This window comes from Enterococcus pernyi, from assembly GCF_045371165.1.
GTDB classification, from domain to species: domain Bacteria; phylum Bacillota; class Bacilli; order Lactobacillales; family Enterococcaceae; genus Enterococcus_B; species Enterococcus_B pernyi.
Genome location: NZ_JBIQDM010000006.1, coordinates 1 through 14794 on the forward strand (window position 1 = coordinate 1; position 14794 = coordinate 14794).

The 14794-nt window shown below is 39.7% G+C and carries 15 protein-coding genes; all 15 read left to right on the forward strand.

Translation table 11 applies throughout. The features are described 5' to 3' along the window. Positions 1 to 846 precede the first annotated feature (846 nt). A complete protein-coding gene (locus ACH0AK_RS08475; protein WP_010736010.1) occupies positions 847 to 3702 on the forward strand; it encodes a sigma-54-dependent transcriptional regulator in 2856 nt (951 codons plus the stop codon). A 163-nt stretch (positions 3703 to 3865) separates the two neighbouring features. Beyond that, on the forward strand, positions 3866 to 4357 hold the full coding sequence (locus ACH0AK_RS08480; protein WP_010736009.1) for a mannose/fructose/sorbose PTS transporter subunit IIB: 492 nt from the start codon (positions 3866 to 3868) through the stop codon (positions 4355 to 4357). A 100-nt stretch (positions 4358 to 4457) separates the two neighbouring features. Then, the gene (locus ACH0AK_RS08485; RefSeq protein ID WP_010736008.1) at positions 4458 to 5429 is read left to right on the forward strand and encodes a mannose/fructose/sorbose PTS transporter subunit IIA; all 972 of its coding nucleotides are present in this window, start codon (positions 4458 to 4460) and stop codon (positions 5427 to 5429) included. Between the two features lie 32 nt (positions 5430 to 5461). Then, positions 5462 to 6268 (forward strand): PTS mannose/fructose/sorbose transporter subunit IIC, encoded by an 807-nt coding sequence (locus ACH0AK_RS08490; protein ID WP_010736007.1) that lies wholly within the window; start codon positions 5462 to 5464, stop codon positions 6266 to 6268. A 16-nt stretch (positions 6269 to 6284) separates the two neighbouring features. Beyond that, positions 6285 to 7199, forward strand: a complete 915-nt coding sequence (locus ACH0AK_RS08495) for a PTS system mannose/fructose/sorbose family transporter subunit IID (RefSeq protein WP_019724014.1) — start codon at positions 6285 to 6287, stop codon at positions 7197 to 7199. Between the two features lie 315 nt (positions 7200 to 7514). Next, positions 7515 to 7889 carry a DUF956 family protein gene (locus tag ACH0AK_RS08500; protein WP_010736005.1) on the forward strand — a complete coding sequence of 125 codons (375 nt, stop codon included), beginning with the start codon at positions 7515 to 7517 and terminating at the stop codon, positions 7887 to 7889. Positions 7890 to 7966: 77 nt separating this feature from the next. Next, entirely contained in the window at positions 7967 to 8212 is a 246-nt protein-coding gene (locus tag ACH0AK_RS08505; protein WP_010736004.1) for a GlsB/YeaQ/YmgE family stress response membrane protein, read from the forward strand. A gap of 152 nt (positions 8213 to 8364) precedes the next feature. Beyond that, entirely contained in the window at positions 8365 to 9429 is a 1065-nt protein-coding gene (locus ACH0AK_RS08510) for a M24 family metallopeptidase (RefSeq protein ID WP_010736003.1), read from the forward strand. 213 nt (positions 9430 to 9642) lie between these two features. After that, a complete protein-coding gene (locus ACH0AK_RS08515) occupies positions 9643 to 10068 on the forward strand; it encodes an Asp23/Gls24 family envelope stress response protein (RefSeq protein ID WP_010736002.1) in 426 nt (141 codons plus the stop codon). Beyond that, the gene (nusB, locus tag ACH0AK_RS08520) at positions 10061 to 10510 is read left to right on the forward strand and encodes a transcription antitermination factor NusB (protein WP_010736001.1); all 450 of its coding nucleotides are present in this window, start codon (positions 10061 to 10063) and stop codon (positions 10508 to 10510) included. Before ACH0AK_RS08515 ends, nusB begins: the two co-directional genes overlap by 8 nt. A gap of 94 nt (positions 10511 to 10604) precedes the next feature. Then, positions 10605 to 11459, forward strand: a complete 855-nt coding sequence (locus tag ACH0AK_RS08525; RefSeq protein ID WP_010736000.1) for a bifunctional methylenetetrahydrofolate dehydrogenase/methenyltetrahydrofolate cyclohydrolase — start codon at positions 10605 to 10607, stop codon at positions 11457 to 11459. After that, positions 11456 to 12796 carry an exodeoxyribonuclease VII large subunit gene (gene xseA, locus ACH0AK_RS08530; protein WP_010735999.1) on the forward strand — a complete coding sequence of 447 codons (1341 nt, stop codon included), beginning with the start codon at positions 11456 to 11458 and terminating at the stop codon, positions 12794 to 12796. Before ACH0AK_RS08525 ends, xseA begins: the two co-directional genes overlap by 4 nt. Before the next feature lies 1 nt (position 12797). Further along, on the forward strand, positions 12798 to 13025 hold the full coding sequence (locus ACH0AK_RS08535; RefSeq protein ID WP_010735998.1) for an exodeoxyribonuclease VII small subunit: 228 nt from the start codon (positions 12798 to 12800) through the stop codon (positions 13023 to 13025). Then, the gene (locus tag ACH0AK_RS08540) at positions 13022 to 13909 is read left to right on the forward strand and encodes a polyprenyl synthetase family protein (protein ID WP_023519346.1); all 888 of its coding nucleotides are present in this window, start codon (positions 13022 to 13024) and stop codon (positions 13907 to 13909) included. Before ACH0AK_RS08535 ends, ACH0AK_RS08540 begins: the two co-directional genes overlap by 4 nt. A gap of 8 nt (positions 13910 to 13917) precedes the next feature. Further along, positions 13918 to 14739 (forward strand): TlyA family RNA methyltransferase, encoded by an 822-nt coding sequence (locus ACH0AK_RS08545; protein WP_010735996.1) that lies wholly within the window; start codon positions 13918 to 13920, stop codon positions 14737 to 14739. Positions 14740 to 14794 lie beyond the last annotated feature (55 nt).

Here is a 14794-nt window from a genome sequence, read left to right on the forward strand (position 1 = left end):
TTTGGTTTGGATGGCACAATGGATATCCGCAAATTCGCAGGGAAAAGAGTCTTTCCGATGTTACGACGAACAAACGACCCGAACGGAAATACGATCAATGGACAAACAGTCGACATTCGATTCCCTGAATATGTTTTGACGATTCCTAAGCGATAAAAAAATCTCCCCTCGTTTTGAGGGGAGATACATAAAGCACATGACTTGAACAATAAATAAAATCATAGTAATTTAAAGATGTCTTGATACTATTGATCAGGACTTTACAGGACGCCCATTCTTCGGAGTGGGTCTTTTGATTTAGTTAAAAATGACCATACTTTGACCATACTTTTCATTTTTTGTTGAGGATAGTAGTAGGTCTAAAACTATTAACAATCCTATTAAATCAACATTTGAATATTGTGGACGATTATTGAAGGTAGGAAATTTGATAGTGTCTGTTTATCCAGTAGCTCAAGAAGCTTAATGAACAGTTGGCTCTATTCCTTGCCTAGCGAGGGATAGAGTTTTTTCATTTTTTCTGAATCAATAATGATTTCCGGCTCAAACAGAGTCAGGCTTTTTTTGCGTTAGGAGAATGATTGGCTGTAAAAATAGTTGGTTTACTATTTTCGCTAGTTCTAACTGGAAAAAGATATCGCGCAAAGTAAAAAAGAGATAATCGTTATCTGTTATCTGAAAAAATAGTACACGTTTAGACTTGTCTAAATTGCTTAATAAATAAACAACGAATGTTCTTTTTTATTTTAAGCGTGTCTTGTTTTCTTTTTTGATATAAATAGTTGACGAATAGTGATTAAATCAATAGTATTAGGTTTTAAGGACAAGAGAAGAGGGGCGAAAATATTGGCAAAACGAATTGACCGAATTTATACGTATGTCAAAGAAAAGACCGCTCATTTATCTATAGATGAAAACGATCAAGGTGTAACGACCCAAGAGATCGCGGAAGTTTTGGGTATTCAACGTACCAATAGTAGTAAAGATCTCAACAAATTAGTACGTGAAGGAAAACTAAAGAAAATGGATGGTCGTCCAGTTCGGTATGTCTATCAAGAAAGACCGACCATTGAGAAACCATTATCCAAATATGTACCTAGTTATAAAGAAGAATTGACTCACGTGAAAAAAACGAGTCTTCAAGTAGATACGAAAGATATTTTTGCCAAAATCATTGGCGCCAATGGTAGTATGAAAAATTCAGTGGAACAAGCAAAAGCTGCCATTTTGTATCCTCCCAGAGGGTTGAACTGTTTGATCACTGGTCCGACTGGTTCTGGAAAGACTTATTTTGCTCATGCGATGTTTCATTTTGCTAAAACCAACCATGTGGTGGAAGAAGACACAGAGTTGATCGTCTTTAACTGTGCGGACTATGCTAACAACCCTGAATTACTGATGAGTCATCTTTTCGGGTATGTCAAAGGTGCGTTTACAGGTGCGGAAGAAGAAAAAATGGGAATCATAGATCAAGCGGATGGCGGGATGCTTTTTTTGGATGAAATTCATCGACTCCCACCCGAAGGACAAGAAATGATTTTTTACTTTATGGACCATGGTACCTATAGTCGATTGGGCGAAACAACGAAATCTCATGAAGCGAATGTTCGAATCGTCGGTGCAACGACTGAAGATCCAGGTTCGGCATTACTTGAGACATTTGTACGCCGTATCCCGATCAATATCAAGTTGCCTGCTTTTGACCGACGTCCAGCGAATGAAAAAATCGATTTAGTCAAAATCATGATCGCTCACGAAGCGAATCGTACGCAAAGAAAAATTTCTTTAACAGAAGATGTTGTGAAAGCGCTAATAGGCAGTGTTACTTATGGAAACATTGGACAGTTGAAGTCGAATATCCAATTGGTATGTGCGCGAGGATTTCTAAACCACATGAACAAACCTGAAATATCGATCACGATCGATGATTTAACTGAAGGGATTCGAAGTGGTTTGATCCAACTAGCAAGTAATCGAAAAGAAATGGCAGAGTTATCCAAGATACTTGATCCTAAAATCACCGTTTTTCCAAACGATGATGTGATGCAGTTACAGGCAGACTCCTATGAGTTGCCTTATAATCTTTATGACATTATTGGTGATAAAGCTGCTTTGCTCAAGTCAGATGGCTTGGACCAAGAAGCAATCAATCACTTTATCTCAACAGATATCAATATCCATTTAAAGTCATTCTATAAAGATCACGGTTTTTCATTTAATGCAGATAATAAGTTGGCGGAATTTGTTGACCCTAAAATTATTGAAGTAACGAATCAGATTTATCTCATGGTGAAGCAATCTTTACCATATGAGTTTCAACAAAATTTTATTTATGCGATGAGTCTGCATATCAGCTCTTTTCTAAAACGAATCCATTTAGGAGAAGAGCGGCATACAAATGATAATATCCGAGAAATGGCCATTGATTTTCCTGAGGAATACGCACTGGCGAAAGAAGTACGGAAACATATCGAAATGTATTTCCAAGTGGAGATCCCAGAAAGTGAAGATTACTATTTGACTGTATTACTTGTTTCATTACGAGCCAATCAAGCAAGTGGTCGGATCGGGGTCGTTGTGGCTGCACATGGCAATAGTACCGCAAGCAGTATGGTGCAAGTGGTTCAACAGTTGCTAGATGCGGATAACGTCCGGGCAGTGGATATGCCACTAGACATGGACCCTAAAACTGCTTTAAGTCGGATTGAGCGTAGTGTGCAAGAAGTAGATGAGGGGAGTGGAACGATTCTTCTGGTGGATATGGGTTCGCTTGCGTCCTTCAATGCTCAGATACAGCAAGATACGGGTATCCCTGTCCGAACAGTCGATATGGTCACGACTTCTTTAGTTTTAGAAACAGTACGTAAAGTGTCGGTGCTGGGAACAGATCTTGACTTGCTTTATGAATCCTTGAAGAATTTCCGAGGGTATGCTGAAGTCTCAAGTGGAAATGTTGCAGAAGCGGACGACAAACAACGAAAGGCGGTAGTGGCGATCTGTGCCTCAGGAGAGGGAACAGCACAACGAATCAAATCATTGATCGAGCGTGCAGTCAGTAAAAGACAAGAAGCTCAATTGGAAGTAATTGCTTTGTCCATCGTTGATTTGAAAACTAAGCTACCAAAGATCCAAAAAAATTATCAAATCATTGCGACGACTGGGATTACGGACCCACATATCGATGCACCATTCATTCCTTTGGAAAGATTTATTGATCAAAACATTGAGGTGATTTTAGATCAATTACTGTTAGAGTCAGAGTTAGATGAAACCGAAGATGTTTTATTAAATGAAGAAACAGCCAAAAGTACATGTGTGTCATTTATCGCAGATAATTTTACATTTATCAATGGAGAAAAGTTAATCGATCCTCTCTGGAAATTTGCAGATGGGTTAATGGATTCAGCAAGCATTGATGTAAAAGAATACGGATTTATGATCAACCTTGTTCTACATGCGGCGGGAATGATTGAGCGTGTCATCTTAAATGAACCGCTCTCTTTAGAAAATCAAGATAATCGTTCGATTAAAAACGATCCGCTCTATGTTAAAATTGTTGAGCCACTAAATGATTTAGAAGAAAAGATCAAAGTGAAGTTTCCGTTAGAAGAAGTGTATTATCTATTGAAAATGATCACTAACCATTTGGAGAAAAAAGAATACACTAATGAAGATATACACAAAAACGATACACTAAAATAGTGTATCGTTTTTGTGTATTGTATAAGAAACCATTAAATAAAGTAGTGTATCTTTAAAAAGTTGGCACGGTTCTTGCTTTTAATAAAGTGTGCTTAACGGAAATGCTTCCGACAGAAGTGGGAAGATGTTTTGAGTAGTGATTTAATAAAAAGGAGATTTACGAATGGATATTCGATTAGCACGTATAGATGATCGTTTGATCCATGGGCAAGTTGCAACTGTCTGGTCTAAATTGACTGGCGTTGAACGTATCATCGTCATAAGTGACGTAGTAGCGAAAGACAAGTTAAGAAAGTTTCTTTTAAAAGAAGCTGCTCCACCAGGGATCATGGCAAATGTCATCACTGTTGAAAAGATGATCCAGATCTTTGAGAGTGGACTCTTAGCGCGAACGAAAGTGATGCTTTTATTTACTAATCCTAAAGACGTTGAGAAAATTGTCCGAAGTGGTATCCGAATTGATTCTCTAAATATCGGGGGAATGAGTTTTTCTGAAGGGAAGACCATGATCACAAATTTTGTGTCCGTCGATCAACGAGATATCGAAGCCTTTCATTTTTTGGATGGTCAAGGTGTGGAGTTGGAGATTCGGAAGGTACCCGCTGATCGGAAAATCTTTTTAATGGAATTGCTGGCCAAAGCCAAGAAAGCATAAAATTGTTGTTGCGTAACGGTCAAATGTATCTGTTGTAAAAGGCAAGCACTTATTTTTATTTTTGATTTTGTTACAACAAAAAGAAGTAGGAGGTATAAATATGGTAGGGATTATCCTAGCAAGTCATGGGCAATTTGCTGAAGGAATCTTACAGTCGGGTTCAATGATCTTTGGCGAACAAGAAAATGTCAAAGCTGTTGTTTTACAACCGAGTGAAGGTCCAGATGACTTGAGAGCCAAATTAGAAGAAGCAGTCGCTTCCTTCGATAACCAAGACGAAGTCTTATTCTTAGTTGATTTATGGGGCGGAACACCGTTCAATCAATCAAACACATTATTTGAAGAACACAAAGATAAGTGGGCAATCGTAAGTGGTTTGAACTTGCCTATGCTGATCGAAGCATATGCTTCACGTTTTTCAATGGAATCAGCACATGAAATTGCTGCTCATATCATTGAAACAGCAAAAGAAGGCGTGAAAGTCAAACCGGAAGAATTAGAACCAGTAGTAGAAACAAAAGCTGCGGCACAAGAAGCTGCACCTTCAGGAACACCTGGTAAGTTCACTTATGTTTTAGCACGTATTGATTCACGTTTGTTGCATGGACAAGTAGCAACTGCTTGGACAAAAACAACAAATCCAACACGGATCATCGTTGTATCTGATGCTGTAGCAAAAGATGAGTTACGTAAAAAATTGATCCAACAAGCTGCACCTCCTGGTGTAAAAGCACACGTTGTACCAGTTGAACAAATGATCAAACTTGCAAAAGATGATCAACACTTTGGCGGACAACGCGCATTGCTATTGTTTGAAAATCCTCAAGATGTCGTGCGTGCAGTTGAAGGTGGCGTACCATTAGAAACAGTGAACGTCGGATCAATGGCACATTCTCCAGGTAAAGTACAACCGAACAAAGTACTTGCTTTCAGTCAAGACGATATTGATTCATTCAATAAATTGAAAGAATCTGGCGTGAAATTCGATGTACGTAAAGTACCGAATGACTCTAAAGGAAACATGGATGAAATTTTGAAAAAAGCGCAAGAAGAACTAAAAAATCGTGCTTAATTAATTATCAGAAAAAATGGAGGATTACTATCATGGATTTAAATATTATTCAAGTGATTTTAGTCATCATCGTTGCATTTTTAGCTGGTATGGAAGGAATTCTTGATGAATTTCAATTCCATCAACCAGTTGTTGCATGTACGTTGATCGGCTTAGTAACTGGAAATCTAGTTCCTTGTCTTATCTTAGGTGGTACATTACAAATGATCGCTTTAGGTTGGGCAAATATCGGTGCCGCTGTCGCTCCCGATGCTGCATTAGCATCTGTTGCATCTGCAATTATTTTAGTTTTAGGTGGTCAAGGTTCAGCCGGCGTTTCTTCAGCAATCGCGATTGCTGTGCCACTTGCTGTTGCTGGTTTATTATTAACAATCATTTGTCGTACGATTGCGACAGCGTTTGTTCATTTGATGGATGCTGCTGCAAAAGATGGTAACTTTAGAAAAGTTGAATTATGGCATATTGTTGCAATTTGTATGCAAGGTGTTCGTATTGCGATCCCTGCTGGTTTGATCTTAGCTATTGGTGAAGGTCCAGTAAGAAGCTTGCTTGAATCTATGCCTGTTTGGTTGACAGACGGTTTAGCTATCGGTGGTGGAATGGTCGTTGCCGTAGGTTACGCAATGGTTATCAACATGATGGCTACAAAAGAAGTATGGCCATTCTTTGCAATCGGTTTTGTATTGGCAACTGTATCAGAAATCACTCTTATCGGTCTAGGCGCAATCGGTGTTGCTTTAGCTCTTATTTACTTGGCACTTTCTAAACAAGGTGGTTCAGGTAACGGCGGAAGCTCAAACACTGGTGACCCACTAGGCGATATCATCGATAACTATTAAAGGAGGCGTTCACGAAATGGCAGAAGAAAGAATTCAATTATCTAAAAAAGATCGTATTTCTGTTTGGTTGCGTTCGACTTTCCTTCAAGGATCATGGAACTACGAACGTATGCAAAATGGTGGTTGGGCATTCTCAATGATCCCAGCGATCAAAAAATTATATAAAACAAAAGAAGACCGTGCGGCTGCGTTGACTCGTCATTTAGAGTTCTTCAACACTCACCCATATGTTGCTTCACCAATTCTAGGGGTGACTCTTGCACTGGAAGAAGAACGTGCAAATGGCGCACCTGTTGATGATGTTGCGATTCAAGGGGTTAAGGTTGGTATGATGGGACCTTTAGCTGGTATCGGTGATCCAGTCTTCTGGTTTACAGTAAGACCAATCCTTGGAGCTCTAGCTGCTTCTCTAGCGATGGCTGGAAATATCTTAGGCCCAATCATTTATTTCGTAGCTTGGAATATCATCCGTATGGCATTTATGTGGTATACACAAGAATTCGGCTATAAAGCGGGTTCTAAAATCACAGAAGATTTATCTGGTGGTTTGTTGCAAGACATCACTAAAGGTGCTTCGATCTTAGGTATGTTCATCTTAGGTTCATTAGTTAACCGTTGGGTATCAATCGGCTTTGCGCCAGTAGTATCAAGCGTTAAACTTGACGAAGGTGCTTACATTGATTGGAGTAGTTTACCTGCAGGTGCAGAAGGTATCAAGAGTGCGTTGGAACAACAAGCAGCTGGACTTTCTCTATCTGACTACAAAGTAACAACATTACAAGACAACTTAGACAGCTTGATCCCTGGATTAGCTGCGTTGTTACTAACATTGTTCTGTATGTGGTTATTGAAGAAAAAAGTTTCACCAATCGTTATCATTCTTGGATTATTCGTAGTGGGTATTGTTTTCCACTTGATCGGATTAATGTAATCTAAGGCAATAAAAGACTAAATAAGCTGTGACAGAAATCAATCATTGATTTTTGTTGCAGCTTTTTTCATAGAATGCGACGAGACTTTACTTCAGCTTTCTTCTGATCGAATGGTGGACGATTGTGGAGAACCGTTTATTGGAGACAGTATCTATGCTCGAAAAGGTATACTATTTATGATAAGATGTCTTTGATATAGAAGTAAAAAACGTGAAATTAAAAGGATGGCTAAGCTGAACGAATAGCCAAATCATTGAAACGGTACGACTTCTAAGTACTGTAACTTTAGATTGATTAGAAATGGAGTGCTTGAAATGGTACAATCCCTGAATACAAAAGTTGACTTAACGATGAATGCGACATCTTATCTAGGTGTGGCAGAATATGGGAAGATCATGATTGGTGATAAAGGTTTTGAATTTTACAATGATCGTGATGCGCGGAAATTCGTCCAGATCCCATGGGAAGAGGTAGATGTCGTGATTGCCTCTGTGATGTTCAAAGGAAAATGGATTCCACGTTTTGCGATTCGCACAAAGAAAAACGGAACTTATTCATTTTCTGCAAAGCATCCCAAGGAAGTTTTGCGAGCAGTCCGTAAGTATGTTGATCCAAGTCACATGGTTCGCTCTTTAAGTTTGATCGACGTAGTCAAGCGAGGCATGATCGGTATTTTCAAGCGTAAATGATTTGTAGTTAGCCCTCATCGTTTGCCTGCTATTTATTTCTTATGATAAAATTAAAGAGTAAAGAGGGAGGTTATACGATGAGTTGGTTATGGACATTGATTGTTGGTGCAATCATTGGAGCGATTGCTGGAGCAATCACAAGTAAAGGAAATTCAATGGGATGCATCACAAATATTATTGCTGGTTTGATTGGTTCAACGATCGGTCAAGCGATTTTTGGCAACTGGGGACCAAGCGCTGCTGGTATGGCACTTATTCCATCTATTTTAGGGGCAGTGATCTTAGTTGCAGTTGTCTCATTTTTCTTTGGTAAAAGATCTTAGAAATGAAAGTCTAAAGCGTTTTGACTTGAGGGAAAAGCTCAAGCCAAAACGCTTTGTTCGTTTCTATTGAAGGAATTTATCTTTCCTATGCCTTTAAAAAAGAAAGTTTGCTATAATGATAAAAAGAGTGCAAAGAAAGAAGGAATTTACACATGATGTTACGAGTAGAAAAGTTACGCAAAAAAATGCGAGAAGCGAATCTAGATTCATTTTTAGTGACAAGTCCTTACAATCTCCGCTATTTGACTAATTTTACAGGAACGACTGGGTTAGCGGTCATCACATTAGAGAAAGCCTTCTTTATTACGGACTTCCGTTATACAGAACAAGCAGCTGCGCAAGCGCAAGGTTTTGAGATCATCAAAAATGTCGCGCCGATTTTTGAGGAAGTCGCTGATTTGACTCGAAAAGAAGGATTGAAGAATCTAGCATTTGAAGAACGTACAGTTTCATTTTTAGAGTATTCAGTATTGGAAGAATTACTGGATGCAGAGTTGATCCCAGTTTCTGACATGATCGAAGAATTACGGGAAGTAAAAGATGAAGATGAATTAGTGATCATTGAAAAAGCTTGTAGCATCGCTGATATGGCTTATGATCATATCCTTAAAATGATCCAACCAGGGATGACAGAGATCGAGGTCGCGAATCAATTAGATTTCTATATGCGTTCACTAGGTGCATCAGGTGTGTCTTTTGAAACCATCGTGGCAAGTGGTGTTCGTTCAGCAATGCCACACGGAGTGGCTAGCCAAAAGATCATTGAACAAGGTGATATGATCACGATCGATTTTGGTTGCTATTATGAAGGATACGTTTCTGACATGACACGTACGTTTGCAGTCGGCGATCCTGGAGAACAATTGAAAGAAATCTATCAAATCGTTTTAGATGCCCAATTGGCAGTTCTAGAAGCAGCGAAACCTGGAGTGACAGGTATCCAACTGGATGCAGTAGCAAGAGACTACATCAGCAAATACGGCTATGGAGAAGCATTTGGCCACTCCACTGGACATGGTATCGGCTTAGAGATCCATGAAGGTCCTAATGTATCTGCGCGAGCAGAGAAACCATTTGTTGTGGGCAATGTCATTACGGATGAACCAGGAATCTACTTACCAGGAATCGGTGGCGTCCGGATCGAAGATGACTTATTGATCACTGCTGAAGGAAACCGGGTATTGACTCACTCACCAAAAGAATTGATCATTTTGTGATAATCAGCGTTTTTCAATAAATGTAAATGTCAAAACTCAGACTTTGTTATAGAAAATGGGCTCATTTAATGATACACTATAAGAGAAATCAAGCGATTGTAAACGGCGCGTTTTTTCACGCATGACTGATTTACAGGCGACAGTTTTCCTAGGTACATGACTTCGCTTTTTGAAGTGAAAGATGTATGTAGGCAAAAGGAGGAATAAATAAAAATGGCAGACGAAAAAAACTTAGTCTTACATGCTAATCAAGATTTAGGAGAAATCGTGATTGCACCAGAAGTGATCGAAGTCATTATCGGTATTGCAGCTTCTAAAGTCGAAGGGGTCTACGGAATGCGTGGGACTTTTGCTAGCAATGTCACAGAATTGCTAGGTCGCGCAGCGCATGGTAAAGGTGTATATTTAGTCAATGACGAAGAAGGTTTGAAAGTTGACTTATATTGTTATTTAGAATATGGCGTATCAGTACCAAAAGTAGCGATGGAAATGCAGGATCGTGTTCACCAAGAAGTACTTTTCATGACCGACATTGCATTAGCTGAAGTCAATATCCATGTCGTAGCAGTTGTACCAGAAAAATTGGAACAACCAGCAATCGATGAACTTTTTGAGGACGAAGAGGAAGAAAATGAATAAAGAGTTATCAAGACACGAGATCCGCGAGATGGCATTACAGGCATTGTTCCCATTAGATTTTAACACTGATCTGACAAAAGAAGATGCAATTTTCAATGCGATCGAGTTGGACCATCAAGAGATGATCAATGAAGAGCAATCAGAATTTGTTCCAGTATATCTAGACACACTAGTTGGTGGCGTCTGTGCAAAAAAAGCATCGTTAGACACGATCATCGAAAAGCATTTAAAAAATAATTGGCGGATCAACCGCATTTCCAAAATGGATCTGATTATTTTAAGAATCGCAATTTTCGAAATGATGTACGTGGATGACGTGCCTGCAACTGTTGCATTGAATGAAGCAATCGAGTTAGCTAAAACATTCAGTGACGACCGTTCACGTAAGTTTGTAAATGGTATGTTATCGAATGTGTTAAAAGAATTAGAAGCTGGGGCGTAAGTCCTAGCTTTTTTCTATGATAGTTAGTAAATCTGGTTATGTTACAAGTGGTTTATATGGTAGAATGAAAGCAAAAATATCTGGGAGTGATCGTATGTCAGAATTGATGAATGGAAAAGAATTAGCAGAAAAAATGCAAGCAGAACTTGCGTTAAAAGTAAAAGAGCTTAACGAACGACAGATCAATCCCGGATTAGTTGTTTTATTAGTTGGAGAAAATCCAGCAAGTCAAGTCTATGTTCGTAACAAAGAACGAGTTGCGAATCAATTAGGTATTTATTCAAAAGTAGAGCGTTATAGTCAAAAAATCTCCGAAGATGAGCTTCTAAATGAAATTGAAAAATATAACAATGATCCACGCTTCCATGGGATCCTTGTGCAGTTGCCTTTACCAAAACATATTGATGAAGAGAAAGTGTTATTAGCAATCGATCCTAAAAAAGATGTTGATGGTTTCCATCCATTTAATCTAGGACGTCTATTTGCAGGGAATCCTGATAAGATTCCTTGTACGCCTTATGGGATCATGAAGATGTTTGAAGCATATGATATTGATTTGACTGGCAAGCGTGCAGTAGTGATCGGTCGCAGTAATATTGTCGGTAAACCCATGGCGCAACTTTTGTTGATGGCTGATGCGACAGTCACCATTGCTCATTCAAAAACGAAAGACCTTCCAGCGTTAACACGTGAAGCAGATATACTCGTAGTAGCGATCGGGCGTGGCCATTTTGTAACAAAAGACTTCGTCAAACCAGGTGCGGTAGTTGTCGATGTGGGGATGAATCGGGATGAGGATGGAAAACTGATCGGTGATGTCAAATTCGATGAAGTCGCTCCTCTTGCAAGCTATATCACGCCTGTCCCTAAGGGAGTAGGTCCAATGACGATCACGATGTTGATGGCACAAACGGTCCAATCAGCTGAAGCAGAGCGAGGAGAGTTATGACGCAAGAATATTTAACAGTTACCACCTTAACCAAATATTTGAAACGAAAATTTGAAGCAGATCCATATCTGGAAAGAGTTTATCTAACTGGCGAAATCTCGAATTTCCGTATGCGAGCGAATGCGCATCAATATTTCAGTTTAAAAGATGATCATGCAAAAATCTCTGCGATCATGTTCAAAGGTGCTTTCCAAAAGTTACGTTTTCAACCAAAAGAGGGCATGAAAGTGTTGGTGATCGGTCGGATCTCCCTTTACGAGGCCAGCGGTTCTTATCAAATTTACGTGGAACATATGGAACCTGATGGCGTCGGTGCGTTATATCAAGAGCTAGAAGAACGAAAAGAGAAATTGATGAAAGAAGGTCTATTTGCTGGACCTAAAAAGGCATTGCCGAGATTTCCAAAACGCATCGCCGTTTTAACAAGTCCTAGTGGTGCGGTCATTCGTGATATTATCACGACGGTCAAACGCCGTTACCCAATCGCGCAACTTGTTTTGTTCCCAACTGTTGTGCAAGGAAACCAAGCAGCAGATGATGTCGTCCGCAATATCCAACGCGTTGAAGCGTTAGGAAATTTCGATACAATGATCATCGGACGTGGTGGTGGGTCGATCGAGGATCTTTGGCCTTTCAATGAAGAACGGGTGGCTCGTGCGATTTATCAAGCAAAAACACCGAGCATCTCTTCTGTCGGTCATGAGACAGATACGACGATTGCTGACTTAGTGGCTGATGTTCGAGCAGCGACACCGACGGCAGCAGCTGAGCTGGCTGTTCCAGTATTATCGGAAGAGTTGATGCGGATCAAGGAAAGACAAGCCCGCTTAGAGCAAGGGTTTTTACGCCAAATCCAACGAAAACAAGAGCGGTTTGCCCGCTCAAGACAATCCTATGTCTTTCGCCAACCTGAACGACTTTATGAGGGACAAACGATCAAGCTAGATCAATTGCGGCAACGCTTGTATCAAGCAACGCAACAAATTTACCATGCGAAAGAAAAACAAACCATGACCTTAAGTCATCAGTTGCAACAAGTTGCACCAATTTATCGAGTGAAATCAGCCAAGCAAGAAACAAGCTACTTAGAAAAACGACTAGAAGAAAAAATGTACCAATATATGCAACAACAGCAACAAAAGTTTCAACAGACGGTTCAATCACTTGATTTACTTAGTCCTTTAAAAATCATGGGTAGAGGGTATAGCTACACCACGTTGCATGATCAGGTGGCAAAAAGTGTCGATGAGATCCAAGTCGGTGATGAGTTAGTCATTCATTATGCAGATGGACAGGTCAAAGGCAAAGTGGAACAGATCAAAAAGGAGACAGAATAAGATGGCAAATCCAACATTTGAAGAATCATTGCAAGAATTAGAAAAAATCGTCATGCAATTAGAGCAAGGAGACGTTCCATTAGAATCAGCGTTAGATGCGTTCAAAAGAGGAATGGAATTAAGTAAGCAATGTCAAGATACTCTTTCTAAAGCAGAAGAAACCCTTACAAAAATGATGACTGAGACGAATGAAGAGATCACTTTTGACGAGAAAGAGGGGACACAATGAAACTAACCGATTTTTCTGCGACTCACCTTCCTTTGGTAGAAGAAGAAATGGTTTCTTTCATTACGGAATATACTTCGGATGTATGCTTGAAAGAAAGTATGATCTATTCGATCCATGCAGGAGGAAAAAGAATCCGCCCACTTGCTTTATTAGCAACCGTGGCTTCTTTTGATGCCAAGATCGATGCTTCAGCTTATCAAGTAGCAGCAGCATTAGAGATGATCCATACGTATTCATTGATCCATGATGATCTTCCAGCAATGGATAACGATGACTTGCGTCGAGGAAAACCAACCAACCATAAAGTCTATGGGGAGGCAATCGCAATTTTAGCAGGGGATGGATTATTGACGGGTGCCTTCCAGTTGATCAGCATGACCCACTTAGCGAACTCACCAAAATTGTTATTATTGCAACAATTGGCTGTTAGTGCTGGGACACAAGGCATGGTTGCAGGCCAAGCGGCAGATATCCAAGGGGAAACGAAAGATTTGGCGCTAGAAGAACTAGCATTGATCCATGAACGAAAGACTGGACGTTTGATACGTTATGCTTTGCTAGCAGGTGGGATTTTAGCAGAACAACCAGAAGAAGTTTTGGTACAATTACAACAAATTGCCGCTCATCTTGGGTTAGCTTTTCAGATCCGTGATGATTTATTGGATGTGACTAGTACGACAGAAGCATTAGGGAAAACAGCTGGCAAGGATGAACGAGCGGATAAAAATACGTATCCACGTTTATTAGGGATCGAGCAGACAAGAGCTGCGTTGCAACGAGAAATCCATTCCGCCAATAGGATTATTGCCGAGTTAGAACAAGAAGTTTGTTCATTTGATGGAGAGATTCTTCGTCAGTTGGTCAAACGATTTGATGAGAAGTGAGGAAGAGGATGGAAAAAGAACGAGTAGATGTATTAGCCGTCAAACAAGGGCTATTTGAAACAAGGGAACAAGCAAAACGTTCCGTGATGGCAGGGTTGATCTATAATGAAAAAAATGAACGTTTTGATAAACCAGGAGAAAAAATCCCCGTTAGTAGTGAATTAAAAGTCAAAGGGAAAAAATTGCCGTATGTTTCTCGTGGTGGGTTGAAACTAGAAAAAGCATTAAAACAATTTGATCTAACAGTCAAAGATAAAGTATTGCTTGATATTGGGGCATCCACGGGAGGGTTTACCGATGCTGCCTTACAAAATGGAGCAAAAATGAGCTATGCCTTAGATGTAGGCTACAATCAGTTAGCATGGAAAATCAGACAAGATCCAAAAGTGGTCGTGATGGAACGTGTTAACTTTCGTTATGCAAAACCTGAAGACTTTGATCAAGGTGTACCAGAAGTCGCTGTCATTGATGTATCATTCATCTCTTTGAAGCTGATGCTACCGCCATTACATGCAATTTTGAAGCCAGAGGGTGAAGTAATTGCATTGATCAAACCACAATTTGAAGCAGGTAGAGAAGCGGTCGGTAAAAATGGCATTGTTCGAGAAGCAACAACCCATCAACAAGTCATCGAACAAATTTTGACGTTTGCCACAGAGCAAGGGTTTGATGTATTAGATCTAAGTTACTCTCCTATTACAGGTGGAGAAGGAAATATTGAATTTTTAGCGCACTTAAAAAAAGTATCAGATAAAGGAACAATCTATGCGAACGTTGATCCAGCTCACATCGTTGAAATGGCTCATGAACAATTCACGCATAAGCGGTAGTCTGGAAATTGACAAAAAAGACTATGAGTTCTTCTTTATTAAGCGCTTAAAATAA

Bases quoted from the DNA above. Each gene is read 5' to 3' on its own strand.
- ACH0AK_RS08480 (WP_010736009.1), top strand. From the start codon at position 3,866: ATGGATATTCGATTAGCACGTATAGATGATCGTTTGATCCATGGGCAA.
- ACH0AK_RS08485 (WP_010736008.1), top strand. From the start codon at position 4,458: ATGGTAGGGATTATCCTAGCAAGTCATGGGCAATTTGCTGAAGGAATC.
- ACH0AK_RS08490 (WP_010736007.1), top strand. From the start codon at position 5,462: ATGGATTTAAATATTATTCAAGTGATTTTAGTCATCATCGTTGCATTT.
- ACH0AK_RS08495 (WP_019724014.1), top strand. From the start codon at position 6,285: ATGGCAGAAGAAAGAATTCAATTATCTAAAAAAGATCGTATTTCTGTT.
- ACH0AK_RS08500 (WP_010736005.1), top strand. From the start codon at position 7,515: ATGGTACAATCCCTGAATACAAAAGTTGACTTAACGATGAATGCGACA.
- ACH0AK_RS08505 (WP_010736004.1), top strand. From the start codon at position 7,967: ATGAGTTGGTTATGGACATTGATTGTTGGTGCAATCATTGGAGCGATT.
- ACH0AK_RS08510 (WP_010736003.1), top strand. From the start codon at position 8,365: ATGATGTTACGAGTAGAAAAGTTACGCAAAAAAATGCGAGAAGCGAAT.
- ACH0AK_RS08515 (WP_010736002.1), top strand. From the start codon at position 9,643: ATGGCAGACGAAAAAAACTTAGTCTTACATGCTAATCAAGATTTAGGA.
- nusB (WP_010736001.1), top strand. From the start codon at position 10,061: ATGAATAAAGAGTTATCAAGACACGAGATCCGCGAGATGGCATTACAG.
- ACH0AK_RS08525 (WP_010736000.1), top strand. From the start codon at position 10,605: ATGTCAGAATTGATGAATGGAAAAGAATTAGCAGAAAAAATGCAAGCA.
- xseA (WP_010735999.1), top strand. From the start codon at position 11,456: ATGACGCAAGAATATTTAACAGTTACCACCTTAACCAAATATTTGAAA.
- ACH0AK_RS08535 (WP_010735998.1), top strand. From the start codon at position 12,798: ATGGCAAATCCAACATTTGAAGAATCATTGCAAGAATTAGAAAAAATC.
- ACH0AK_RS08540 (WP_023519346.1), top strand. From the start codon at position 13,022: ATGAAACTAACCGATTTTTCTGCGACTCACCTTCCTTTGGTAGAAGAA.
- ACH0AK_RS08545 (WP_010735996.1), top strand. From the start codon at position 13,918: ATGGAAAAAGAACGAGTAGATGTATTAGCCGTCAAACAAGGGCTATTT.